The 23,150-nt window shown below is 66.0% G+C and carries 21 protein-coding genes; 8 read left to right on the top strand and 13 right to left on the bottom strand.

What is annotated here, in order from left to right; all coding sequences use genetic code 11:
* Position 1 precedes the first annotated feature (1 nt).
* The 3 genes from AC6H0N_RS13050 to AC6H0N_RS13040 all read left to right on the top strand — a co-directional run bounded on the left by AC6H0N_RS13050 (position 2) and on the right by AC6H0N_RS13040 (position 3,183).
* Positions 2–1,195, top strand: coding sequence for a methyl-accepting chemotaxis protein (locus AC6H0N_RS13050; RefSeq protein WP_497574546.1), 1,194 nt, complete (start codon positions 2–4; stop codon positions 1,193–1,195).
* Positions 1,196–1,204: 9 nt separating this feature from the next.
* Positions 1,205–2,104, top strand: coding sequence for a nitrate- and nitrite sensing domain-containing protein (locus AC6H0N_RS13045; protein WP_497574545.1), 900 nt, complete (start codon positions 1,205–1,207; stop codon positions 2,102–2,104).
* Positions 2,105–2,166: 62 nt separating this feature from the next.
* The gene (locus AC6H0N_RS13040) at positions 2,167–3,183 is read left to right on the top strand and encodes a zinc-binding alcohol dehydrogenase family protein (RefSeq protein WP_497574544.1); all 1,017 of its coding nucleotides are present in this window, start codon (positions 2,167–2,169) and stop codon (positions 3,181–3,183) included.
* Positions 3,184–3,221: 38 nt separating this feature from the next.
* Here the strand turns inward: AC6H0N_RS13040 and AC6H0N_RS13035 are convergent, their stop codons facing one another.
* Entirely contained in the window at positions 3,222–3,644 is a 423-nt protein-coding gene (locus AC6H0N_RS13035) for a hypothetical protein (RefSeq protein WP_497574543.1), read from the bottom strand.
* A gap of 107 nt (positions 3,645–3,751) precedes the next feature.
* Between AC6H0N_RS13035 and AC6H0N_RS13030 the strand changes: the two genes are divergently transcribed.
* The 3 genes from AC6H0N_RS13030 to AC6H0N_RS13020 are packed head-to-tail and all read left to right on the top strand — an operon-like array spanning position 3,752 to position 5,375.
* On the top strand, positions 3,752–4,222 hold the full coding sequence (locus AC6H0N_RS13030) for a hypothetical protein (protein ID WP_497574542.1): 471 nt from the start codon (positions 3,752–3,754) through the stop codon (positions 4,220–4,222).
* 38 nt (positions 4,223–4,260) lie between these two features.
* On the top strand, positions 4,261–4,833 hold the full coding sequence (locus tag AC6H0N_RS13025) for a hypothetical protein (protein WP_497574541.1): 573 nt from the start codon (positions 4,261–4,263) through the stop codon (positions 4,831–4,833).
* 56 nt (positions 4,834–4,889) lie between these two features.
* Positions 4,890–5,375, top strand: coding sequence for a hypothetical protein (locus tag AC6H0N_RS13020; RefSeq protein WP_497574540.1), 486 nt, complete (start codon positions 4,890–4,892; stop codon positions 5,373–5,375).
* A gap of 13 nt (positions 5,376–5,388) precedes the next feature.
* Here the strand turns inward: AC6H0N_RS13020 and AC6H0N_RS13015 are convergent, their stop codons facing one another.
* The 4 genes from AC6H0N_RS13015 to AC6H0N_RS13000 all read right to left on the bottom strand — a co-directional run bounded on the left by AC6H0N_RS13015 (position 5,389) and on the right by AC6H0N_RS13000 (position 10,683).
* Complete coding sequence (locus AC6H0N_RS13015) at positions 5,389–6,327, bottom strand: aldo/keto reductase (RefSeq protein ID WP_497574539.1); 939 nt, start codon at positions 6,325–6,327, stop codon at positions 5,389–5,391.
* A gap of 115 nt (positions 6,328–6,442) precedes the next feature.
* Positions 6,443–8,197 (bottom strand): ABC transporter ATP-binding protein, encoded by a 1,755-nt coding sequence (locus AC6H0N_RS13010; RefSeq protein ID WP_497574538.1) that lies wholly within the window; start codon positions 8,195–8,197, stop codon positions 6,443–6,445.
* Positions 8,198–8,210: 13 nt separating this feature from the next.
* Positions 8,211–9,227 (bottom strand): ABC transporter permease, encoded by a 1,017-nt coding sequence (locus tag AC6H0N_RS13005; RefSeq protein WP_497574537.1) that lies wholly within the window; start codon positions 9,225–9,227, stop codon positions 8,211–8,213.
* A gap of 55 nt (positions 9,228–9,282) precedes the next feature.
* Positions 9,283–10,683: a CmpA/NrtA family ABC transporter substrate-binding protein gene (locus AC6H0N_RS13000; protein WP_497574536.1), complete on the bottom strand. Its 1,401-nt coding sequence runs from the start codon at positions 10,681–10,683 to the stop codon at positions 9,283–9,285.
* Between the two features lie 515 nt (positions 10,684–11,198).
* On the opposite strand from AC6H0N_RS13000, the gene AC6H0N_RS12995 reads away from it, so the two are divergent.
* Entirely contained in the window at positions 11,199–11,693 is a 495-nt protein-coding gene (locus tag AC6H0N_RS12995; protein ID WP_497574535.1) for a hypothetical protein, read from the top strand.
* 10 nt (positions 11,694–11,703) lie between these two features.
* Here the strand turns inward: AC6H0N_RS12995 and AC6H0N_RS12990 are convergent, their stop codons facing one another.
* From AC6H0N_RS12990 to AC6H0N_RS12955, 8 genes are all read right to left on the bottom strand, one after another.
* A complete protein-coding gene (locus AC6H0N_RS12990) occupies positions 11,704–13,410 on the bottom strand; it encodes a bifunctional protein-serine/threonine kinase/phosphatase (RefSeq protein ID WP_497574534.1) in 1,707 nt (568 codons plus the stop codon).
* The gene (locus AC6H0N_RS12985; RefSeq protein WP_497574533.1) at positions 13,410–14,624 is read right to left on the bottom strand and encodes a nitrate/nitrite transporter; all 1,215 of its coding nucleotides are present in this window, start codon (positions 14,622–14,624) and stop codon (positions 13,410–13,412) included. The genes AC6H0N_RS12990 and AC6H0N_RS12985 overlap by 1 nt, the downstream gene beginning before the upstream one ends.
* A 75-nt stretch (positions 14,625–14,699) precedes the next feature.
* Entirely contained in the window at positions 14,700–15,035 is a 336-nt protein-coding gene (gene nirD, locus AC6H0N_RS12980) for a nitrite reductase small subunit NirD (protein ID WP_497574532.1), read from the bottom strand.
* Positions 15,036–15,089: 54 nt separating this feature from the next.
* Positions 15,090–17,546 (bottom strand): nitrite reductase large subunit NirB, encoded by a 2,457-nt coding sequence (gene nirB, locus AC6H0N_RS12975; protein WP_497574531.1) that lies wholly within the window; start codon positions 17,544–17,546, stop codon positions 15,090–15,092.
* A gap of 324 nt (positions 17,547–17,870) precedes the next feature.
* Positions 17,871–18,494 carry an ABC-type transport auxiliary lipoprotein family protein gene (locus AC6H0N_RS12970; RefSeq protein ID WP_497574530.1) on the bottom strand — a complete coding sequence of 208 codons (624 nt, stop codon included), beginning with the start codon at positions 18,492–18,494 and terminating at the stop codon, positions 17,871–17,873.
* On the bottom strand, positions 18,491–19,390 hold the full coding sequence (locus tag AC6H0N_RS12965) for an MlaD family protein (RefSeq protein ID WP_497574529.1): 900 nt from the start codon (positions 19,388–19,390) through the stop codon (positions 18,491–18,493). Before AC6H0N_RS12965 ends, AC6H0N_RS12970 begins: the two co-directional genes overlap by 4 nt.
* Positions 19,391–20,173, bottom strand: a complete 783-nt coding sequence (locus tag AC6H0N_RS12960; RefSeq protein WP_497574528.1) for an ABC transporter ATP-binding protein — start codon at positions 20,171–20,173, stop codon at positions 19,391–19,393.
* Positions 20,170–21,312 (bottom strand): ABC transporter permease, encoded by a 1,143-nt coding sequence (locus AC6H0N_RS12955; protein ID WP_497574527.1) that lies wholly within the window; start codon positions 21,310–21,312, stop codon positions 20,170–20,172. The genes AC6H0N_RS12960 and AC6H0N_RS12955 overlap by 4 nt, the downstream gene beginning before the upstream one ends.
* A gap of 261 nt (positions 21,313–21,573) precedes the next feature.
* Here AC6H0N_RS12955 and AC6H0N_RS12950 point away from each other — a divergent pair, with 261 nt between their 5' ends.
* Positions 21,574–23,139, top strand: coding sequence for a phospholipase D family protein (locus tag AC6H0N_RS12950; RefSeq protein ID WP_497574526.1), 1,566 nt, complete (start codon positions 21,574–21,576; stop codon positions 23,137–23,139).
* Positions 23,140–23,150: the final 11 nt, after the last annotated feature.

The following is a 23,150-nucleotide window of genomic DNA, read 5'->3' as shown; positions in this document are numbered from 1 at the left end:
CATGGACGACTCGACCGTTGTCGAAGGTGGCGCCGTGCGCGCCGGCAGCAGTCACCGCTCGCTGTTGCGCTGGGCCTGCATGACCTGGGGCGCGGCTGGGCTGGGGCTGGGGCTGGCCTTTGCTGCGGACGACTGGGCCTTGCGCGGCGTAGCGCTGGGGCTGGCGCTCAGCGCAGCGGCGTCCGGCGTGATGGTGGCCAACGCGGTGCGCCGTCGCCTGGCGGAGCTGGCGCACTTTGCCAACGAACTGGCCGAGGGCAAGCTCACCGCGCGCTTGCCGACTGCCGCCGCGGACGAGTTCAGCGCGCTGGGCGAGTGTTTCAACCGCGCCGCACGCCGCATTGCCACGATGCTCACCGAACTCGGTCGCGCCACCGCCGAACTGCGCAGCGTGTCGGGTGAAGCGGCCTCCAACGCCGCCGCGGGCGAGCACGGCGTGTCGGCGCAGCGTGACATCACCGTGTCGTCGGCCGCCACACTCGAACAGCTCATCACCAGCCTGAGCCAGACGCGTGACGGCGCGGCCGAAGCCGCCCAGTCCGCCGGGACCTCCACGGCCGAAGCGGTGCGTGGCACCGAAATGGTCGGTGGCGTGGCCTCGGCCATGCAGGCGCTGGCCGTGGATGTGCGCGGTGCAGCCAGCGCCGCGGCGACGCTGACCGAGCGCTCACGCGAGATCGACGGCATCGTCGCCACCATCGCCGACATTGCCGGTCGCACCAATCTGCTGGCGCTCAACGCCGCCATCGAGGCCGCACGGGCCGGCGAGGCCGGGCGCGGCTTTGCCGTGGTGGCCGACGAGGTGCGCCAGCTTGCCGAACGCACCACCGAGGCCACGCGCAGCATCTCCGCGCTGATTGCTTCGGTGCATGGTGACGTGGCGGTGCTCGGCGGCGCCGTGCGCTCGGCCGACGAGAAGGCGCGCCTGAGTGCCGAGGCTGCCGCGGACGCTTCGGCCGCGCTGTCGTCGATCCGCAGCGCAGCCGAAGCGGCGCTGCTGCACATGAACGACATCGCCGCCGCCAGCCGCGAGCAGAGCACCGCCGGGGAACGCATCGGTGGCGACATCGAGCGCGTTGCCCGCCTGGCGGACGAGAACGCCCAGCGTCTGGCCGAAAGCAGTGAACTGGCCACCTACCTGAAGCATCTGGTCGGCCGGCTTGAAGAACACCTGCAGCACTATCGCTACGAGTAGGAGCGGATCATGGAAACGGGAATCCTGTGGCTTGTTGTCCTCGTCGTACTCGCCGTTGCCATGCCGCTGTGGCTGATGCTCGCGCGCGGGCTGTCGTGGCGCCCCGAGCGTGCTTGTCGCTCGCTCGCCGCCTCGGCCGAAATCGTCGTGCTGCTGCAGAACGTTCAGCAACACCGCGGCATGAGCGGTGCGTGGCTGGCCGGTGACCAGAGCTTCGGCGCGAAACTGCCGCAGAAGCAGGCCGTCATCGAACGCCTCTTCGAGTCGCTGGAAGTCGCCGCCCGTGTCGAATCCGGCGAGGCCTATCCGTGTTTCCGCATTGCCGACGTGCGCGCCCTGCATGGCCAGTGGCACAGCCTGACGGCGGGTCTGTCGGCGAGCACGCCGGAGATGAGTTTCCAGGACCACTGCCAGATCGTCGCGAAGCTGCTCGACTGGCTGCGCACGCTTGGCGAGGCGCGCATCGAACAGCCCGGCGGCACCTCGTCAGTCGGGCCGGCCGTGCGCAACTTCTCGTTCCGTCTGCCGACGCTGGCCGAATGCCTCGGTCAGGCGCGTGCGCTGTCCAGCGCAGCGGCCGCGCGCAGCCACGTTGCGCCGGTCGTGCGTGTGCGTCTGGTGTTCCTGTTGTCGCGCGCGGAATCCCTGCTGATCACTGCGCAAGGCGCGGCCCGCGGCGCATCCGCGCCCGAAGAGGACCAGGCCCAGCTCGCCGTGCAGACCTATGTGCGCACGATGCGCGAGCGTCTGCTTGGTGCCGACGGCGTGCGTATTCCGGCCACCGAGTGCTTTGCGCTCGCCACGCAGGCGGTGGACAGTGTCTTCGCCTGGCAGGATCTGGAGCGACGGCGCATCGCCGTGGCGCTGGGTGCGCGCGGCGCAGCGCAGGAAGCGGTGGTGGTCGGCTGAGCTTTCGCAAAGCGTCGTGATCGCCGATGATGACGCTCCCGGATCACTTGCGGAGCGCTCTCATGAAAGCCATCGGCTACCAGAAATCCCTGACCCTCGACCACGCCGACGCGCTGGTCGACATCGAGTTGCCCGAGCCGGTGGCGGGCGGGCGCGACCTGCTCGTCGAAGTCCGCGCCGTTGCGGTCAACCCGGTCGACGCCAAGGTGCGTATGCGCGCCCAGCCCGCAGCGGGCGAGTGGCAGGTGCTGGGCTGGGACGCCACCGGTGTGGTGCGCGCAGTCGGCCCCGAAGTGACGCTGTTCAAGCCGGGCGACCGCGTGTGGTACGCCGGCTCGGTTGCCCGCCAGGGCAGCAACAGCGAGCTGCAGCTGGTGGACGAGCGCATCGTCGGGCCGATGCCGACCTCGCTCGACTTTGCCACCGCCGCCGCGCTGCCGCTGACCAGCATCACCGCCTGGGAGATGCTGTTCGACCGCCTCACCATCGAGCGCGGCAGCCGCAGCAACGGCAAGTCCCTGCTCGTCATCGGTGCGGCCGGTGGCGTTGGCTCGATCATGGTGCAGCTTGCGCGCCGCCTGACCGGGCTGAGCATTGTCGCCACCGCTTCGCGTCCGGAAAGCCAGGCCTGGATTCGCGAGCTTGGCGCCCACCACGTCATCGACCACAGCCAGCCCTTCGCGCCGCAATTGCAGGCCGCCGGTGTGCCCGCGCCCGACTACGTGGTGAGCCTGACCCACACCGAGCAGCATTTCGATCAGATCGCCGAGGTCATCGCGCCGCAGGGCAAATTCGGCCTCATCGACGACCCCACCGTGCCGCTCGACATCATGAAGCTCAAGCGCAAGAGCGTGTCGCTGCACTGGGAGCTGATGTTCACCCGCGCGCTGTTCAACACGCCCGATCTGCAGGCCCAGCACCACATCCTCTCCGAGGTGTCGGCGCTGGTCGACAACGGCGTGCTCCGCAGCACCGTGGCCGAGAATTTCGGCCGCATCAACGCCGAGAACCTGCGCCGCGCGCATGCGCTGCTCGAATCCGGCAAGTCGCGCGGGAAAATCGTGCTGGAAGGGTTCTGAAGGAGGCCGCTGTCGCGGAGGCTGACGGGCGGCAGTGCCTAGGTAGCTTCGTTGTTCGTGTTCCAGAGGTGAGGGCTGCGATAGGCGTACTGATGCATCGCGAAGAGATGCGGTAGTGCCAACGCCGTCGAACTCAGGGGTACCAGCGCCAGCACTGACGGGGCAGGTACGAACACGTAAAGAAGCAGTCCTGCCGCAAACACGCCACCCAGCACGTAGATCACAAAAACGGCTTTCCAGAGCCAGAGCGGATCGTAGCGTCGTTGCCTGCAATACCCATAAAGGATGCGAAAGCCGAGCAGCGCTAATACCACACCGATGAGGGATGCAATGCCCAGCCGCTCGGGTCGCCAGAACAACTCCCAGGCAATGTTGAGCCCCCAAATCAGAGCCGACAGCACGTAGTAATACAGCCAGAATCTGGGGTACTCCCGGGCATAGTTCCTTGGGGGCTGGTTCATGCGCGAAAATGTACAGGCATTCCCTCACGAGGACACAGGCATTCTCGTGCAAGCCTTGGCGCAGTGGCCACTAGAATGTGCGGGTATGCATTTCTGGTGAGCCGTCGATGTCCGAATCCCCCGATCCAGCGGCACCCAATGCCTGCCCCGGCGGCGTCGTTCATGCTGCTGTATGCGGTGAGGGTGGCAAGCACTGGCGCATGCTCGCTAGGGTAGCTCCTGAGTTTGCCACGGGGGGAGGATGCCTTGCCGTGGTGCTCTATCTGACGGGCGCCTTGTACCCATCAAAGTTCATTTTCGGGTTGATTCTCGGCGTGCTCGGGGTCATCTCTCAGCACGCACACCTCGCGGGCAGAGTAGGCATGAGCCTCGTAATACTTGCCGGCGGTTTCCTGCTATTTGCGCCCATTTTTTTAGGGGGCGGCGAGGCGCGCTACAGCGTGCTGGGCTTTGTGGCAGGGCTCGTGCTGACAGAAGGCCTGCTGATTTGGTTGATTCACCGTCAGTACCGCCGCGTCTGCACCTGCAAACCCCCTATTGCAGCGTATGACGCAACGTGGATGCGTCGTCGAAAGTAGGCACGTCGCTCTTAACCATTTCTCGCAAGGAGTGCGGAATGCCGCTCAGGATAAATCTGATCCTTCTGATTTCAACGCTGGTACTGACAGCGTGCTCCGGACTTCCCATTCAGGAGGCTTCCGACAACCTGCGCGCCAAAGGAGACTGCTGTAGTGATTATGCGAATTTCATGTTTCAGCCGCTGGAGACCGAAAAGCGGACCAAATTTGAGCTGACGGCGGCCTCACCTATCTACACGTTTCCTAATGGGAAGTCATATTTCCAGGCGTTTGAGCTTCCGTCAGGAAGCGTGAAGATGGAGATCCAGTCCCTTTCGGTTGAGTACCTGCCAGAGACCTCCTATGTTGATCCGGCGCTTGTCTTCCTGGATGGGGATAAAAATCCGATGGTACAGATTTCCAGACTTCCTCTCGTCACCCTGCGACACATGGGAATAATGCTTGTTGAGTGGTATTTCGGGACCTTGGTCCAAGTTCCCCCGGGGTCTCGATACGTGGTGGTTTACGCCGATCCGCGGTCTCAACGTGTCCAGCGCGCAGTCTCGGACAACGGGACCGTGTGGCCGGCCCCTCCGGCGCCTATTGGGCAAATGGCGATTGTGGCCCGCTAGTCGGATGGACGGTGCGACTGTCGAGTCTGAGGGGCCTCTATGACGGAGATGAAGGGATGAGAGTGCTGGCACTAGTGATGATTGTTTTTCTTTCCGGCTGTGCAGCAACAGTAGTGAGGCTACACCCTGCCTCCGACGCTAAGCTCGCAGTCATAAGCGGGGCGAAGGAACGCGAAGCGATGACGAAATGGCGAGCGTATTCCCTGCTGTCCGTGGACGGCGCAAGAGTGCGGCACGGATTCATGGCGGATGAGACAGCTACTTTGGTCATTGTCGCGCCTGGAAAACGTCGAATCTTGGTAGAGGCTGCGTTCAATGACGGTTCGCGTAGCGCGGGTGCACGACACGTGTTTGTCATGGTGGATGCAGAGGTCGAAGCGGGAAAGCGTTACCGCATCAACGGCCAAGTGAGGGAGAACATGTTTCATGTGTGGGTCGAGAACGTCGAGAGTAAGGAGCGGGCGGGGCCGGAGGTGTTCGCTCAATATTCGGCTCGCCAGATGCCGACGACCTACATGCCAATCATCATACCCGCGCGCTGAAGCCTTTTCTGGGTCACCCCGCGAACCCCAGCTCCTGAACCATGCGTCGGCGCATTGCCGCGTCGGGTAGCGGCCCGGTCAGTGCGCCCATGTTCTCGCGCATGTGTTCGGGCTTGGATGTGGCGGGAATTGCGCAGGTTACGGCCGGGTGCGAGATGACGAATTTCAGGAAGACCTGAGCCCAGTTCTCGCAGCCGATCTCGCTCGCCCAGCCCGGCAGCACCTTGCCGCGCACGCGGCTGAACAGCCCGCCGCCGTCGAAGGGGCGGTTGATGATTACTGCGCAGCCGCGTTCGGCGGCAGCCGGTAACAGGCGCGATTCGGCTTCGCGGTGGGCGAGGTTGTAGGTGAATTGCACGAAATCCAGTCGCTCGCGCCGCATCAGGGTCTCGAACTCGTCGTGGCGTCGCCCGTGCGAGGTGGTGATGCCGATGTGGCGCACCGCGCCTTCCTCCTTCATGCGCTTGAGCGTGGGCAGGTGCGCTTCCCGGTCGAGCAGGTTGTGCACCTGCATCAGGTCGAAGCGTTTGAGCCCCCATAGCTCGAGTGAGCGCGCCATCTGGCGCTCGCCCATGCTTTGGCCGGGCGTCCATACCTTGGTGGCGGAGTAGAGCGCTTCCGCGCCGGGCGTCTGCGGCAGCAGTTCGCCCAGCACGGCCTCGGCGCGGCCATACATCGGTGATGAATCGATCAGCCGTCCGCCGGCGGCAAAGAATTCGCGCAGCACCTGCCAGCGCTCGGTGAGTGCGTTGCCGGCACGAAAGCTCGGTTCGACATCGAAGGTGATCCAGGTGCCCATGCCGATGGCTGGCAGGCGTTCGCCGGAGGACGGCACGGCGCGCAGGATCGGGTCGGCTGCGCGGGCTGGCGGTAGCGTCAGCCCCAGAGCGCCGAGCGCGGCGAGGCTCAGGAAACGGCGGCGGTCGAGGGGGCGTGCGCTGCGTTCGGTCATCGGCTGGCCTGTCGGGATGTGTCGTTGTGACCGGCTCCCGGCGTCTGCGTTCCGGTAAACGGATCAGGGCCGTGCGCATGGGCACGGCCCTGATCCTGGTCGCGATGCGGCCGACTCAGTGCGTGTGGTCGCACTCCTCCAGGAAGCCCAGCAGCTGCTCGCGCAGCCGGTAGTAGTCCGGGTGTTCGAGCAGTTGCTTGCGGGTGCGCGGGCGCGGCAGGTCGACTTCGAGGATCTTGCCGACCGTGGCGTTGGGGCCGTTGGTCATCATCACCACGCGGTCGGCGAGCAGGATGGCTTCGTCGACGTCGTGGGTCACGACGATGGCGGTGAGCTGGGTGCGGGCCCATACGTCCATCAGCACTTCCTGCAGATCCCAGCGGGTCAGCGAGTCGAGCATGCCGAAGGGCTCGTCGAGCAGCAGCAGCTTGGGGCTGAGCGCAAAGGCGCGGGCGATGCCGACGCGTTGCTTCATGCCGTTGGAGAGCTCGGCAGCCTTCTTGTGCATGGAGTCGGTGAGGCCGACACGGTCGAGGAAGTGCGCAATGATGTCGTTGCGCTCCTGCTTGCTGGCGTGCGGATAGACCTGCTCGACGCCCAGCGCCACGTTCTCGTAGGCGGAGAGCCAGGGCACCAGGCTGGGCGCCTGGAAGACGATGCCGCGGTCGGGGCCGGCGGCAGCCACTTCGCGGCCGTCGAGCACGATCACGCCTTCGCTGATGTCGTTCAGGCCCGCCACCATCGACAGCACGGTTGATTTGCCGCAGCCGGAATGGCCGATGATGGAGATGAACTCGCCACGGCGGATCTTCAGGTCGAAGTCCTCGACGACCTTCACCGGGCCCTTCTTGGTCGGATACACCTTCGAGATCTTGGAGAAATCGACGTAGCGGCTCAGGTCCGCCGCGGGGCGTTCCGGCGCGGCGGCCGCATAGGCCTTGAGGCCGGCTTCGTACTCGCGGCTGGTGTTGGGCAGCACCGAGGGCAGGGCGATGACCTGGGCGCTGCCGGCCGCGGCGCGGGCTTCTCCGGCACGCATCAGGTACTGCGTGACGTCCTTGCGGATGCGCTTGAAGCCTTCGTCGTGGTTCATCGCGCGGCGGTCGCGCGGGCGCGGCAGGTCGACGATGAATTCGGGGCCGAAGGTGGCGCCGGGGCCGGGGTTCAGCGGGATGATGCGGTCGGCCATGATGATGCCTTCGTCCACATCGTTGGTGATCAGCACGACGGTCTTCTTGTCCTTGTTCCAGATCTCGATGATCTCGTCCTGCAGGTTGGCGCGCGTCAGCGCGTCCAGCGCGGAGAGCGGCTCGTCGAGCAGCATCACCTCGGGGCTGCCGGCCAGCGCACGCGCTACCGACACGCGCTGGCGCATGCCGCCGGACAGTTCGGCCGGGCGTTTTTCCAGCGCACTGGTGAGGTTGACCATGTCGACGTACTTCTCGACGCGCGCCTTGCGCTCAGACGCGGGCTGACTGCTGAAAATCTGGTCGACGGCCAGCGCGACGTTCTGGCGCACGGTCATCCACGGCATCAGCGAGTAGCTCTGGAACACCACGCCGCGTTCGGGGCCGGGGCCTTTCACCGGCTGGCCGCGGAACAGCACCTCGCCGCCGTCCGGCGCGATGAGACCGGCGATGAGCGAAATGAGCGTGGTCTTGCCGCTGCCCGAGAAGCCCACGATAGCGACGAATTCGCCTTCCGTGATGTGGAGGTTGATGTCCTTGAGCACCGAGGTCGCGGACGCGCCGCTGCCGTAGGACTTGGACACGCCGCGCAGTTCGAGCAGGGCCTGGGCCGGCGTCGGAGCGGCGACCGGTGCTTCGTCGGCCGGCGTTTCGACAGCGGGTTTGAGGGCGGTTTGAGCCATGACGGTTTCCTCCTCAGGCGTTGTCGTTGCCGAAGCTGACGAGCTGCTGCAGCGTGGCCATGACGCGGTCGAGCAGGAAGCCGACGATGCCGATGGTGAACACCGCCACCATGATGCGGCTCAGCGAACTCGACGAACCGTTCTGGAACTCGTCCCATACGAACTTCCCGAGGCCGGGGTTCTGCGCCAGCATCTCGGCCGCGATCAGCACCATCCAGCCCACCCCGAGCGACAGGCGCAGGCCGGTGAAGATGAGCTTGAGCGACGACGGCAGCACGATCTTCACGACCTTGGTGTACCAGTGCAGGCGCAGCACCTTGGACACGTTGATCAGGTCCTTGTCGATCGAGGCCACGCCCACCGCGGTGTTGATCAGCGTCGGCCACAGCGAGCACAGCGTCACGGTGATGGCCGAGATGATGAAGCTGCGCTGGAACATCGGGTCGGACGACACATACACCGCGCTGACGACCAGCGTGACGATGGGCAGCCAGGCCAGCGGCGAGACCGGGCGGAAGATCTGGATCAGCGGGTTGATGGCGGTCTGGAAGGTGCGCGACAGGCCGCACAGGATGCCCAGCGGCACGGCGATGAAGGTCGCCAGCGCGAAACCGGTGAACACCGTGTACAGGCTGGTCATGATCTGGTCGAAGTAGGTCGGCTTGCCGGTCCACGGGCGCACCGAGACTTCGGCCTGGGGGTTCTCGGCCAGGATCGTCGCATTGCGTGCTTCCTGGCGGTCGATGAAGGCCGCTTCGCGGGCGCGCTCGTTGTTGTGTTCGACGACCAGGTTTTGCGCTTCGACAAAAACCTCGGCCGGGCCGGGAATGGCGCCCAGGCTGGTCTGCACGCCCGAGGCGAGCACGCCCCACAGCGCCAGGAACAGCGAGAAGGCGATGATCGGCACGCCGATCTGCATCAGGATTTCGCGCAGTTGCGTGCGCGGGTCCTCGCCGGCGGCGAGGCGGAAAAAGGGGACGAACCAGGTCAGGCCCAGCTTGCCGAAGATGTTTGCCGTTTGAGTCAGCATGTTGATGCTCCTGCGGATGCATTGACCGGGGCGCGGAGGCGCCCCGGCCTCACGATTACTTGGCTTTCTCTTTGCCTTTCAGGCCGATCTTGAACTGGTCGATATAGGCGTTCGGTTTCTGCCCGTCGAAGGCCGATCCGTCGATGAAGGTGGTGTGGGTCACCGGCCGGAATCCGGTTTCCTTGGCGAAGTCCGGGAAGTCCGTGGCGGCCATCTTGCCGTCGGTGATCAGGGCCTTGGCGGCGGCCTGATAGACGTCCGGACGGAACACCTTCTTGGCCATGTCGAGGTACCAGCTGTCCGGCTTCTGCTCGGAGATCTGGCCCCAGCGGCGCATCTGCGTCAGATACCAGACGGCATCCGAGTAGTAGGGGTAGGTGGCGTTGTAGCGGAAGAACACGTTGTAGTCCGGTGCCGGGCGCTTGTCGCCTTTCTCGAACTCGAAGATGCCGGTCATGCTGTTGGCGATGACTTCGTAGTCCGCACCGACGTAGTGCGAGGCCGAGATCATCTTGGCGGCCTCCTTGCGGTTCTTGTTGTTCTCGTCATCCAGCCACTTGCCGGCGCGGATCAGCGCCTTCACCACCGCGACGTGGGTCTTGGGGTTGTCTTCAGCCCACTTGCCCGTCACGCCGAAGACCTTCTCGACGATGTTGTTGCGGATCTCGTAGTCGGTGATCACCGGCACGCCGATGCCACGGAACACGGCCTGCTGGTTCCACGGTTCGCCGACCATGTAGCCGTTGATGGTGCCGGCATCGAGCGTGGCCGGCATCTGCGGCGGCGGAGTGACGGAGAGCAGCACCTCGGCACTGATCTGGCCGGTCGTGTCGCCGCGATCGGGTGCATAGAAGCCGGGGTGGATGCCGCCGGCGGCGAGCCAGTAGCGCAGCTCGTAGTTGTGCGTGGACACCGGGAAGACCATGCCCATCTTGAACGGCGTGCCCTTGTCGCGGAAAGCCTTGACCACCGGCTTGAGCGCGTCGGCCTTGATGGGGTGCACCGGCTTGCCGTCTTTCATCGGCACGTTCGGCTTCATCTGCTTCCAGACGTCGTTGGAGACCGTCATGGCGTTGCCGTTGAGGTCCATCGAAAAGGCCGTGACGATGTGCGCCTCGGTGCCGAAGCCGATGGTTGCGCCCAGCGGCTGGCCAGCCAGCATGTGCGCGCCGTCCAGCTCGCCCGAGATCACGCGGTCGAGCAGCACCTTCCAGTTGGCCTGGGCTTCGAGCGTGACGAACAGGCCTTCATCCTCGAAGTAGCCTTTCTCGTAGGCCACCGCCAGCGGCACCATGTCGGTGAGCTTGATGAAGCCGAACTTCAGGTCGGGCTTCTCGACGTCGGCAGCCACGGCGGTGCTGCCCAGCGTGTGCAGGGCCAGACCGACTGCCGCGACCGAGGCCAGCGCGAAACGCGTCAGCCGGGTGGGCAGGGACTTCGTTCTTGCGTGCTTCATCGTCGTACTCCTTATTGAAAGAATCCTGTGTCCGGAAACGGCAACGGCGCCCATGGCGAATCCACTGGATCCGTCATGGGCGCCGTTGCCCGGTTGCCGCCCGTCGTCGGGCTGCGTCAGATTTTCCGCGGGAGAGAGGGCTCTCCCGGGTCATCGTCCCGCGCCCTTCGTCGGGTCTGGGTGGTGATGGCCTCGATTCCTTTAGTGCAAGCTCCGTGCCAGTTGTAAAAATTCTTCTAACCGAAGGATTTCAAATAGAAAATTTCACTGCGTGGTGTGTTCTGGATGCGCATGGCAAGCGCCCTGCACCATGCCGGAACGCCGCGGGCACCAAAGGCACGCACTTGGTGCGCCGCAGCATCCAGCACCGGATCGCCGTCCGCGGCCGACGCCGTCACGCTCTGCAAAGTGGGTGTATGGCCGCCTGCCGGGTTACTGCGTATTGTTCGAGCACGCAGTCAGGCGCAACATATGCAAAAAACAAGAACACATGACGGCGCGGAGGGGGACATCTAATGGATTCGACAACCGTTTATGCCAAGACCGATCTCGGCCACGAAGAGATCGATACACGTGTGCGACGTATCCCGTCGCGCATGCGAACCATGCTGATCATGGTTGATGGGCGCAGGTCGGTGGGCGAGCTGCTGCTCAATCACCCGACCCCTGACGAAGCCGGCGGCTATCTGGAAAGCCTGCTCGAGGGTGGCTTCATCTCGGCGCGCGAGGTTGCCGTACCAGCCGCCGCACCTGCCACGACTCCCGCCGCTGCCGCTGCCGCTGCCACCCCGGGTGCCCCCAATCTGGGCGAAGCCAAACAAGTCATCACGCGCATGCTCATCGACTTCCTCGGCCCGGAGGCCGACTACATCGCCATGCGCATCGACAAGATCTCCAGCCGCGACGCACTGGTGGCCGAAGTCGACAAGCTGTCCACCATGCTGGTGCAGTCGGTTGGGAGCACGGCCGCCAGCCGCTTCCGCGAGAAGGTGTTGCCGCTGCTGGGCTGACCCGTCGAGCTCAGCGCGCGAACAGCAAATACAGCAGCAGTACGTTGGCCACAGCCGAGAGCACCGCAAACAGCCGGATGCCCAGCGTCGGGTCGCGCTTCATCAGCGGGCTGCTGCGCGGCACGGCGAGTGGCCGATGGGCGCCCATTTCCAGTGTGTGGAGAAATTCCTCAGCGGTTTCGAAGCGGTCGCTGCGATCGCGGGCGACCGCCTTGAGGATGACCGATTCGAGCCACTGCGGAATGTCCGGGCGATAGCGCGTCGGCGGCACGGGGTCGCCGAAGCGCGGTTTCTGGAAGGGCTCGATCTCGCCGTAGGGATAGTGGCGGGTAAGCAGTTCGTACAGCGAGACACCGGCGGCGTAGAGGTCGCTCTGCACACCGGCACTTTCTCCGGCATACAGCTCCGGCGCCATGTAGCTCGGCGTGCCGGGGTTGTTGATTTCTCCGAAGGCCTGGGTTTCGGTCTGGCCGTCGGACGCAGCCACCCCCAGATCGACGATGCGCAGCTTGCCGTCGCTGGCCAGATGCAGGTTGTCGGGCTTGATGTCGCGATGGACGATGGCCAGCCGGTGCAGCGTGGCCAACCCTTTGGCAATCTCGATGCCCAGATCGGCCACCTCGGCGGCGGTGAAATGTCGCCCGGCGCGCAGATGGGCTTTCAGGCTGGCGCCTTCGTGCCAGCTCATCAGGTAATACAGGTGGGCGGCCTCGGGGTGCGGCACGACCTGCGGGAAGCGGCCGTCGAGCACGCGACTGGCGAGCCATTCCTCGTGCGCCAACGCAGCAGTGAATTCAGCGGCATCGGCTTCCGGGCGCAGGGTTTTGAGCACGCGCTCCTGACCCAGTGCATCGCGCACGCGGTAGAGCAGCGTGGCTCGCGACTCGTGCATCACTTCCTCTACCGTCAGACCGTCGAGCGTCTGGCCGGGTTTGAGCACCGGCGGCAGCGGGCGCGCCTGCAATCGGGCGATGACGTCGAGCAGGCCGTCGGCCGGCAGTTGTGCGACGCGCAGCACCAGTGCGGTGGCGTTGTCGTGGCCGCCGTCGCCAATGGCGGCATCGGTGAGCAGACGGGCCATCTTCTCGGGTGACTCGCCGCGCGCCAGCATGTCGCGGATGCGCGCCTCGCCCAGCGGTTCCCACACGCCATCGCTGAGCAGCGCGAAGACATCACCTTCTTCCAGCTCGCCGTCGGACAGGTCGACCGCCACGTGCTGGTCGAGCCCGATGGCGCGCGACAGCACGTTGTTGAGTTCGGGGTGTTCCCACACGTGGTCACTGGTGAGGCGTTCGAGCTGGCCGGCGCGCAGGCGCAGGATGCGCGAGTCGCCGACGTGGGCGATGGTGTAGCGCCGCCCGCGCAGCACGATGGCCGACAGCGTGGTGGCCATGCCGGCGGTTTCGCGCGCTTTCTGGGTATGCGAATACAGCCAGCGGTTGAGCGCGCCGATGACCGTGTTCAGGCCTTTGGCGGCGCTCCAGGTATCCGGTGTGGCGTAGTAGTCGGTGAGCAGGCCGCGCACCGTGTATTCGGAGGCTTCGCGGCCGTTGGCGTGGCCGCCGACGCCGTCAGCCACCGCGGCCAGCACACCCTTGGCGTCGAGTTCGGCGCCTTCGGGCGTGGCCGCACCGCAGAAGTCCTCGTTGCGCTCGCGCGGACCACGCAGTGAGGCGTGACCGACTTCGACGACGAGGACCGCTGCGGAAGTCGGCATCAGATCTTGGCGGAAGTGAGCTTCGGCGAACCCCAGGTGGTGCGCCAGCGATTCTTCACGCCGGTCAGACCGATCAGGGCCAGCACCGCCAGCGCCGCGAAGATCATGAAGCCGGTCTGGTAGCTGCCGGTGATTTCGCGCGAGTAACCCAGGCTGGAGGCGAGGTAGAAGCCGCCGATGCCGCCGGCCATGCCGACGAGCCCCGTCATTACGCCGATTTCGCGGCGGAAGCGCTGCGGCACGAGCTGGAACACCGCGCCGTTGCCCATGCCGAGTGCCAGCATGGCGACGACGAAGGCAGCCAGTGCCAGCCACGCCGAGGGCAGGCCGATGCTGACCAGCGCGAGGAAGAGGGCGGCGATGACGTACATCATGGAGAGCGATTTTACGCCGCCGACGCGGTCGGCCACATTGCCGCCGATCGGCCGCACCAGCGAGCCGGCGAACACGCAGGCGGCGGTGAAGTAGCCGGCGGTGCGGGCGTCCAGCCCGTACTGGGTGTTGAAGTAGATCACCAGCGACGAGGCCAGCCCGACGAAGCCGCCGAAGGTCACCGAGTAGAAGAACATGAACCACCAGGCGTCGCGATCCTTGAGCACCTTGAGGTATTCGGCGATCGATTTGGGCGGCGGCGCGTCGGGCGCGTCCTTGGCCACGAAGACGAAGAACACCAGCACCAGCACCAGCGGAATCAGCGCCAGCCCGAACACGTTCTGCCAGCCATAGGCAATGGCCAGCCCCGGCGCGAGCAGTGCGGCAAAGGCGGTGCCGGAGTTGCCGGCGCCGGCAATGCCCATGGCCGTGCCCTGATGCTCCGGCGGGTACCAGCGCGAGGCCAGCGGCAGCGCCGAGGCGAAGGCCGCGCCGGCCACGCCGAGGAAAATGCCGAGGATCAGCGTCTGCTCGTAGCTGTGGATGCCGAAGAACCACGCGCAGGCCAGCGCAGCGATGACGATGACCTGGCCGATGATGGCGGCCTTCTTCGGCGACAGGCGGTCCACCAGCAGGCCCATGACGAAGCGCAGCAGCGCGCCGGCCAGCACCGGGGTGGCGACCATCAGGCCCTTCTGCGAGTGGGTCAGGCCCAGGTCGGTGGAGATGCTGACGGCCAGCGGGCCGAGCAGCACCCACACCATGAAGGCGAGGTCGAAGTACAGGAATGCGGCGATCAGGGTGGGCGTGTGGCCAGCCTGCAGGAATGATTTGCGGTCCATCGTGGTTTCCAGCGTGCGTACAGGGCCGGCCATGCCCGCGGGCGGGCCGGCTCTGTCAGGGTAAGCGGAGGGCGCTCAGAGGCGGATCATGACCTGGCCGTCTTCGACGCGCACGTCGAAGCGGGCGGTGCAGCCGACGTCGGGTTCAAGGGCCTGGCCGTTGTCGAAGCCGATCTTCCAGTTGTGCAAGGGGCAGGTGACGCTGCGCCCGTGCACGATGCCGGCCGACAGCGGGCCGCCCTTGTGCGGGCACTTGTCGTGCAGCGCGAAGACTTCGTCCTCGGCGTTGCGGAAAATCGCGATGGTGCCGTGCGCGGCGTTTTCCAGCGTGCGTGCGCCGAGCGCCGGGATGTCGGTGAGCGCACAGACGCGGCGCCAGGTGAGGTCGGTTTCCGGGAGAGGCATGTTCATCATCTTTCCAGTGGCGGTGTTTGCTGCGGGCGGGGCCAGGCCCCGCCCCGAGGGTCAGGCTTCGAGCGGCTCGAACTGTTCGCGCAGTTTCGGCTGCGACGATTGTTCGGCCCACGGGTCCGGCGCGTCGCGCAGGGTGTAGAGCAGCTGCGCATACAGCGCCTTGCGGTTCTCGGCGTCATCGAGCACGAACTTCTTGACGTGCTCCATGCCGACGCGCTCGACGTAGTGGCAGGTGCGCTCGAGGTAGTAGCCCTCTTCGCGATAGAGCTGCAGGAAGGCACCGCCGTACTCCATGACTTCCTCGTCGGTCGAGACCTTGCACAGGAACTGCGCGACCTCGGTCTTGATGCCGCCGTTGCCGGCCACGTACAGCTCGTAGCCCGAATCCACGCCGATCACGCCGACGTCCTTGATGCCCGATTCGGCGCAGTTGCGCGGGCAACCCGACACCGCCAGCTTGACCTTGTGCGGCGACCACATGCCGAACAGCATCTTCTCGAGCTTGATGCCCATGTCCATCGAACGCTGCGTGCCGAAGCGGCAGTGTTCGGCGCCGACGCAGGTCTTCACGGTGCGCAGGCTCTTGCCGTAGGCGTGGCCGGAGACCATGCCGGCTTCGCCCAGGTCGTGCCAGATCAGCGGCAGGTCGGCCTTCTTGGCACCGAGCAGGTCGATACGCGCACCGCCGGTGACCTTGACGGTGGGAATCTCGTATTTTTCGGCGACGTTGGCGATGGCGCGCAGCTCGTCCGGCGTGGTGACACCGCCCCACATGCGCGGCACCACCGAATAGGTGCCGTCCTTCTGGATGTTGGCGTGGGCGCGCTCGTTGACGAAGCGGCTCTGCGGATCGTCCTGCGCCTCGTGCGGCCAGCTCGAGATCAGGTAGTAGTTCAGCGCCGGGCGGCAGGTCGCGCAGCCGTTCGGCGTCTTCCATTCGAGGGCCTTCATGACCTCGGGAATGGACAGGAACTTGTGCTCGCGGATGGCCTGACGCACTTCGCCGTGGTTGTGGTCGGTGCAGGCACAGATCGGCTTGGAGTGCTTGTCGGTGGCCTGGAAGGCGCCGCCCACGGTCGAGGCCAGCAACTGCTCGACCAGACCCGTGCAGGAGCCGCAGGAGCTCGAAGCCTTGGTGTGCTTGCGCACCTCGTCGAGGGTGAACAAGCCCTTTTCCTTGATGGCCTTGACGATGGTGCCCTTGCACACGCCGTTGCAGCCGCAGACCTCGGCGGTGTCGGCCATGCTGGCGGCCAGGTTCTGGCCCTGGTGGCCGGCGTCGCCCAGGTGCGACTGCGAGAAACTCTGGCCGAACATCAGGTGATCGCGCATTTCGGCAATGTTCTTGCCCTCGCGCAGCAGCTGGAAATACCAGGCGCCGTCGGCGGTGTCGCCAACCATCACGGCGCCGGCGAGCTTGTCGTCCTTGAGCACGATCTTCTTGTACACGCCGCCTGCACGGTCGTGCAGCACGATCTCGTCGAAGCCCTCGCCGCCGGTGAAATCGCCGGCCGAGAACACATCGACGCCGGTGACCTTGAGCTTGGTGGAGGTCACCGAGCCTTCGTAGCGGCCGATGCCGAAGCCGGCGAGGTGGTTGGCACAGACCTTGGCCTGCTCGAACAGCGGTGCGACCAGGCCGTAGCTGGTGCCGCGGTGGCTCACGCACTCGCCAATGGCGTAGATGCGCGGGTCGGTCACGGTCTGCATGGTGTCGCCGACGACGATGCCGCGGTTGCAGTACAGGCGGGCCGCTTCGGCCAGCTCGGTGTTGGGGCGGATGCCGGCGGCCATCACCACCAGATCGGCGGGCAAGCTCTTGCCGCCTTTCAGCTTGAGGGCTTCGACGCGGCCGTCGGGGCCGGCTTCGAGCGCGGCGGTCTGCGCGCCGAGTTCGAACTTCAGGCCCTTGGCTTCGAGTGAGGCCTGCAGCAGGTCGGCGGCCGGCTTGTCGAGCTGGCGTTCCATGATCCACTCGGCCAGGTGCACCACGGTCACGTCCATGCCGCGCAGCGCGAGACCGTTGGCGGCTTCCAGCCCGAGCAGGCCGGCGCCGATGACAGCGGCGTGGCGATGCGTGCTGGCGGCGCTGATCATGGCTTCGGTGTCGGCGATGTCACGGTAGGCGATGACGCCCGGCAACTCGGCGCCCGGCACCGGCAGGATGAAGGGCTTGGAGCCGGTGGCCAGCAGCAGGCGGTCGTAGTGCGCCTCGGTGCCGTCGTCGGCGCGCACGATGCGGCGTACGCGGTCGACCTCGACGATCTTGCGACCGGTGTGCAGGGTGATGCCGTTGTCGGCATACCAGGCCAGGTCGTTGAGCATGATGTCGGGCAGGCCCATCTCGCCGGCGAGTACCGGCGAGAGCAGGATGCGGTTGTAATTGCCGTGCGGTTCGGCGCCGAAGACGGTGATTTCGTATTGGTCGGGCGCGTACTTGAGCAGCTCTTCCAGGGTCTTCACCCCGGCCATGCCGTTGCCGACCATTACCAGTTTCTGTTTGCGCATGATTCCCTCTCGCAACAATCCATCCGGCCAGTGCCGGAAAAATGGGTCGATGTCGTCAGGGATCGGCGCTGATCCGCGACCCGCCTCAGCGGATCGGCGGGTCGGCCGTCTTTGGTCGGCCCGCCTGGAGTGACTCGTGATTCGATGAAGTCCGCGGCGACTGTGCCGGGCGGACCTTCCTGTCACTGGTAAAAGCAAGCGCTGTGCCAAGGTGGCGGTGTGGCTGTGGCGCGGGAATCAACGCTGTGACGGCGGGCGGTGGAGAGGATATGCACCGCACTGGTGCGCAACCAGGAGGCTGCGCACCAGTGCGGGTCGGGTGGGTCAGCGGCGCCGCTCCGCGCGGGGGGATGCGGCGGCGGTTTCGGCCGCCCAGGCCGCCAGCGCCTTGGCCACTTCGTCGGAGGCCTTGCCCAGCGCGTTGACCACCGCGGGCAATTGTTCTCCGTCGGCGCGCACGCGTGATTCAAAGCTGCGGCTGGCCATCGCGCTGCGCGAGCCGGCGTGCACCAGATGGGCGTCGATGCGCACCACGGCGTCCGGTGCGCCGCTGCGGTATTCGCTGTGGAAGGCGCGCAGGTCGGTATCGACCTCGAATTCGGCACGCAGGCTGTGTTCGTCGGTGCTGACGGTGTCGAAGCGGCCGGCGGCGCGCAGCGCGTCGGCCAGACGTTCGCGCACCATCTCCGGCACGGTATCGGCCCACGCAGAGTCGGCATACACGCTGACGCGCAGATCGTCCGGCACAACAACGATGCGTCGGCCCGCGATCTGGTTGCCGCTGGTTGGACGCAGCACGCGCACGGCGCCGATATCGTGGCGCGGCTGCGCGGTGATGTTCAGCGCGCTGGGCAGGCGATAGATATCGACCGGACGGCTCTCGGGCAGGATCGAGCAGGCGGAGAGCAGGGCGGCGCTCAGCGCCGCAAGGGCAAGGTGTTTATTCATGGATTGAACTCCCGGGTGGGCTGGCGACCGAGCAGATAGTCGCGCGGGTTCTCTTCGAGTTCGCGCGTGATGGCGCGCAGCGAGGCCATCGTGCCGCGCAGTTCGGACATCGCGGGGCCGACATCGGCCAGGCCGCGCAAGCCGGTGTCGAGGTTGCCGCGGTTGTCGGTAACCACCGACTCGATCGAGCCCACGGTACGTTCCAGCGCGGCCATCGATTTGCGCGCGTCGGCCAACGCGCCGCGCAATTCCACGTCGACCAGTTCGTCGGTGGTCTGCAACAGGTTACTCGTGGCGTCGATGGCGGCGGACAAGTCGTCGCGCCGCTCGGCCAGCACGCCGGTGACCTCCTGCAGGTTGTGCAGCGTGGCGTCGAGCCGCGCGACGTTCTCCTCCGAGAACAGTTCGGTGACGCGAATCAGCACCTGGTTGACGTTGGTCATCACGTCTTCGCCATCCGCCATCAGCCGGCTCATCGGCGAGGGCTGGGCGACGATCACCGGAACCTCGTCGCCGTCGGGCAGCAGCAGCGGGCTGTCCGGGTCGTCGCCACTGCTCAGGCGGATGAACGACAGGCCCGTGATGCCGACCGGCACCAGCAGCGCGCGCGTGTCGCTGCGCACCGGCGCGTCGCGCTCGACGCTGACGCGTGCCAGCACGCGACGCGGGTCGGCGGGGTCGAGCCGCAGGCTGGCGACATCGCCCACGCGAATACCGTTGAATTCCACGGAGCTGCCGCGTGACAGGCCGGTGACGGCTTCCTGGAAGACGATGTCGTACTGCGCGTTCTGCCGGTCAGCACCGCTGTTGCCGAGCCACAGCACGAACAGCAGCGCGGCGCCAATGCCGAGCACGGTGAACAGACCGATCAGGATGTGATGGGCGCGGGTTTCCATTCAGGAGCCCTCCGTAAAGGATGCGGTGGCCGCGCGACCGCGCGGCCCAAGGAAGTAGTCGCGGATCCAGGCGTCGTCGGTGGCGGCGACAGTGGCCAGGTCCGCATTGATGAGTACGCGACGTTGCGACAGCACCGCAACGCGGTCGGTGATGGCGTACAGCGTGTCCAGATCGTGCGTGACGAGAAATACGGTCAGACCCAGCGCGTCGCGCAGCGTGCGGATCAGGCGGTCGAAGGCTGCGGCACCGACCGGGTCGAGGCCGGCGGTGGGCTCGTCGAGAAACAGGATATCGGGGTCGAGCGCCAGGGCACGCGCGAGCGCGGCGCGCTTGACCATGCCGCCAGAGAGATCCGACGGGTACTTTGCTCCGGCGTCCGCTGGCAGGCCGGTGAGGGCGATCTTGAGTTGGGCGAGCTGAGCCGCCTCGGCACGCGACAGGCCGGCATGTTCGACCAGCGGCAGGATCACGTTCTCGGCCACCGTCAGCGACGAAAACAGCGCGCCCTGCTGGAACAGCACGCCAAAGCGCTGTTCGACGCGGCTGCGCTGCGTCGGCGTCAGCATGGTGAGGTCTGCGCCGAGCACATGAATGTGGCCGGCCGCCGGCCGGTTGAGGCCGACGATGGTCCGCAGCAGCACCGATTTGCCGGTGCCCGAACCGCCGACCACGCCGAGGATTTCGCCGCGGCGCACGTCCAGATCCAGCCCTTCGTGCACCACCTGCGGGCCGAATCGGTTGTCGAGGCCGCGCACCTCGATGACGTTTTCGAGCGCGCTCACCAGCCCATCTCCATGCAGAACAGCGCAGCGATGGCGTCGACCACGATCACCGCGAACAACGATTGCACCACGGCAGAGGTGGTGTGTTCGCCCACCGACTGTGCGCTGCCGGCCGCCTTGAAACCTTCGTGGCAGCCGATCAGCGCGATCAGGAAGGCGAACACCGGCGCCTTCGCCAGCCCGATCAGGAAGTGACGCAGGCCGATGTTGTTCTCGACCGTGGTGAGGAACATGGCCGGACTCAGGTCGAGCTTGACCGCGCATACCAGCATGCCGCCGATCAGGCCCGAGGCCATGGCCACCATGGCGAGGATCGGCAGCGCCACCAGCAGCGCCAGCGCACGCGGCAGAACCAGCAGTTCCACGGGCGACAGGCCGATCACGCGGATGGCGTCGACTTCTTCGTTGGCACGCATCGAGCCGATTTGTGCTGCAAAGGCACTGGCGGTGCGACCGGCCACGAGAATGGCGGCGAGCAGCACGCCGAACTCGCGCAGGAAGGAATACGCCACAAGATCAATGGTGTACACGCTGGCGCCGAAGTTTGCGAGCACCGTCGCGCCCAGAAAGGCCACCACCGCGCCGACCAGGAAGGTGAGCAGTGCGACGATGGGTACGGCGTCCAACCCGGTGCGCTCGAGATGCACGAGGAAGGCCGTGACGCGCCAGCGGCCAGGCTTGAACAGCGTGCGGGCGAAGGTCTCCAGCGTCAGCCCGAGCAGACCGCAGATGCCGATCATGTGGTCGCGGAACGCGAGGGTCGTGCGGCCGATGTGGGCCAGCATATCGGCCGGCGTGTAGCGCGAGGGCTCCAGGGCCTCGGGTTCTGTGCGCTCGCGCGCATCGCGCACGGTGCGCAGCAAGGCCTGACGTTCCGCCGGCAACACAGCCAGTGCCGCTTCCAGTTGTGCGGGTTCGAGCAGCGCGCACAGCAGGCTGGCGCCAGCGGTGTCGAGGGCGGTGAGACCGGACGCGTCGACCGCCGGGATGCCGGCTGCGCGCTCGCGCACGGACGCGACGCGGGTGTTCAGCGCACGGTAGTGCGGCAGCGTCCACGCGCCGCTTACGCGCAGCGTGGTGCCGTCGCCCGACGACAGCACTTCGCACGCGCCGGGCGCGTCAGCTGCGACGTGGCTCATCGTGCGAGGCGACAAGGGGAGAGGGCATGGGGAGTCTCTGATCTATGCATTCATGTTCGGGTGTTTGTGCGATCACGCGATCCGCGCATTGCGTACATCCAATCATCAAGTTCCGACACGCGCAACCGCAGCGGCCGGCACAGCCGTAAGGTATTCCCCCCGCGATCGGGGATAATGCCAGAGTGTTTCTGACGCTTGCCCATCTGGGCGCGGGGTGACGGGCCACATGCGCAGTCGCGCCTGCGGCCGGTGGAGGACGATGTGACGCGATTGCAGCGAACTGGCGTATCCGGGCGTCTCGTCGTCTGGTTTGTCTGCGTGCTGTTGGCCGTGTCCGGTTGCGCGCTGCCTGCGCTGGAAGGGCGTAGTGTCAGCCACGCCCTCGACCCGGCGGAGACGCGCGTCACCACGCTCGGCCAGGCCGTCGAGCGCATCTTGCCCACGCGCGACGACAAGAGCGGCATTCATCCATTGGCCGACGCCCACCATGCCTTTGCTGCACGAGTATGGCTGGCGCGCAGCGCCGAACGCACCCTCGACGTGCAGTATTACATCTGGCGCAAGGACATCACCGGAACGCTGATGCTCAAGGCGCTGCACGACGCTGCAGACCGCGGTGTGCGGGTGCGCATGCTGCTCGACGACCATGGCACGGCCGCGGTGGATGAGGAAATGTCCGCATTCAACACGCACCCGAAGGTTGAGGTGCGTCTGTTCAACCCGTTTCTTGTACGCCAGCCAAAGTACTTCGGTTTCGTGACGGATTTTCGTCGGCTCAACCGGCGCATGCACAACAAATCCTTCACTGCCGACAACCAAGTCACCATCGTCGGCGGGCGCAACATCGGCGACGAATACTTCGGTGTGACCAGCGGCCTGATCTTCGCGGATCTGGATGTACTGGCGATCGGTCCGGTGGTTGACGAGACGTCGCGTGACTTCGATCGCTACTGGGCCAGCGCTTCGGCTTACCCGGCCGAAATGATCCTGCCTGAACCCGAGCCGGATGCGCTGCAGCAGCTGCAAGCCGCAGGGGCCGTTGCGGAAAGCGCCGATGCGGCAACCAAGTACCTGCGGTCGGTGCGCCGCTCGGGCTTCCTGCGGTCGCTGCTGGCGGGCGAGCTGGCGTTCGAGTGGGCGCTGACCCACATGGTCAGCGATGACCCGGCCAAGGCGCTTGCCAAGGCCGGGCGCGAAGGGCATCTGATGCCTCAGCTGATGGCCATCCTGGGTCGGCCGACGCGCTCGGTTGATCTGGTGTCGCCGTACTTCGTGCCGACTGCTGCGGGGGTCGAGGCCTTTGCCGCGCTGGTGCGCCAGGGCATTCGTGTGCGTGTGCTTACCAATGCGCTGGAGTCCACCGACGTTGTCGTGGTGCACGCCGGCTACGTCAAACGGCGCAAGGCCTTGCTGCAGGCCGGCGTGCTGCTGTACGAACTGCGCAACCCGGCGGCGGGGCCGCAACTCAACCTGCGCGTCGGGCCTTTCGGCAGCTCGGGGTCGAGCCTGCACGCCAAGACTTTCGCCATCGACGGGCAGCGGGTCTTCGTCGGCTCGTTCAACTTTGATCCGCGCTCGATGAATCTGAATACCGAGCTGGGCTTCGTGATCGAGAGCCCAGCGCTCGCAGCCGAAGTAGCGGACGCCTTCGAAAGCACCATTCCGCTCAACGCCTATGAGGTGAGGCTGTCCGAAGACGGGCGTGTGTACTGGCTCGAGCGCAACCCGGACAGCGTGCGCCGTTACGACTTCGAGCCCGGCACCGGACCGCTGCAGCGCTTCGGCATTCGCGTGTTGTCGATCCTGCCGATCGAATGGTTGCTCTGAGGCGAGCGGGT

The sequence above is a fragment of the Pseudazoarcus sp. NS34 genome (assembly GCF_059703725.1).
Note: the sequence above shows the minus strand (reverse complement) of the source record. Positions and strands in the feature narration are given on the sequence as shown.

Bases quoted from the DNA above. Each gene is read 5' to 3' on its own strand.
- AC6H0N_RS13045 (WP_497574545.1), top strand. From the start codon at position 1,205: ATGGAAACGGGAATCCTGTGGCTTGTTGTCCTCGTCGTACTCGCCGTT.
- AC6H0N_RS13010 (WP_497574538.1), bottom strand. From the start codon at position 8,197: ATGGCTCAAACCGCCCTCAAACCCGCTGTCGAAACGCCGGCCGACGAA.
- AC6H0N_RS12970 (WP_497574530.1), bottom strand. From the start codon at position 18,494: ATGAATAAACACCTTGCCCTTGCGGCGCTGAGCGCCGCCCTGCTCTCC.
- AC6H0N_RS12985 (WP_497574533.1), bottom strand. From the start codon at position 14,624: ATGGACCGCAAATCATTCCTGCAGGCTGGCCACACGCCCACCCTGATC.
- AC6H0N_RS13035 (WP_497574543.1), bottom strand. From the start codon at position 3,644: ATGAACCAGCCCCCAAGGAACTATGCCCGGGAGTACCCCAGATTCTGG.
- AC6H0N_RS13050 (WP_497574546.1), top strand. From the start codon at position 2: ATGGACGACTCGACCGTTGTCGAAGGTGGCGCCGTGCGCGCCGGCAGC.
- AC6H0N_RS13030 (WP_497574542.1), top strand. From the start codon at position 3,752: ATGTCCGAATCCCCCGATCCAGCGGCACCCAATGCCTGCCCCGGCGGC.
- AC6H0N_RS12990 (WP_497574534.1), bottom strand. From the start codon at position 13,410: ATGCCGACTTCCGCAGCGGTCCTCGTCGTCGAAGTCGGTCACGCCTCA.
- AC6H0N_RS13015 (WP_497574539.1), bottom strand. From the start codon at position 6,327: ATGACCGAACGCAGCGCACGCCCCCTCGACCGCCGCCGTTTCCTGAGC.
- AC6H0N_RS13020 (WP_497574540.1), top strand. From the start codon at position 4,890: ATGAGAGTGCTGGCACTAGTGATGATTGTTTTTCTTTCCGGCTGTGCA.
- AC6H0N_RS13025 (WP_497574541.1), top strand. From the start codon at position 4,261: ATGCCGCTCAGGATAAATCTGATCCTTCTGATTTCAACGCTGGTACTG.
- AC6H0N_RS13005 (WP_497574537.1), bottom strand. From the start codon at position 9,227: ATGCTGACTCAAACGGCAAACATCTTCGGCAAGCTGGGCCTGACCTGG.
- AC6H0N_RS13000 (WP_497574536.1), bottom strand. From the start codon at position 10,683: ATGAAGCACGCAAGAACGAAGTCCCTGCCCACCCGGCTGACGCGTTTC.
- nirB (WP_497574531.1), bottom strand. From the start codon at position 17,546: ATGCGCAAACAGAAACTGGTAATGGTCGGCAACGGCATGGCCGGGGTG.
- AC6H0N_RS12955 (WP_497574527.1), bottom strand. From the start codon at position 21,312: ATGAGCCACGTCGCAGCTGACGCGCCCGGCGCGTGCGAAGTGCTGTCG.
- AC6H0N_RS13040 (WP_497574544.1), top strand. From the start codon at position 2,167: ATGAAAGCCATCGGCTACCAGAAATCCCTGACCCTCGACCACGCCGAC.
- AC6H0N_RS12995 (WP_497574535.1), top strand. From the start codon at position 11,199: ATGGATTCGACAACCGTTTATGCCAAGACCGATCTCGGCCACGAAGAG.
- AC6H0N_RS12965 (WP_497574529.1), bottom strand. From the start codon at position 19,390: ATGGAAACCCGCGCCCATCACATCCTGATCGGTCTGTTCACCGTGCTC.
- nirD (WP_497574532.1), bottom strand. From the start codon at position 15,035: ATGAACATGCCTCTCCCGGAAACCGACCTCACCTGGCGCCGCGTCTGT.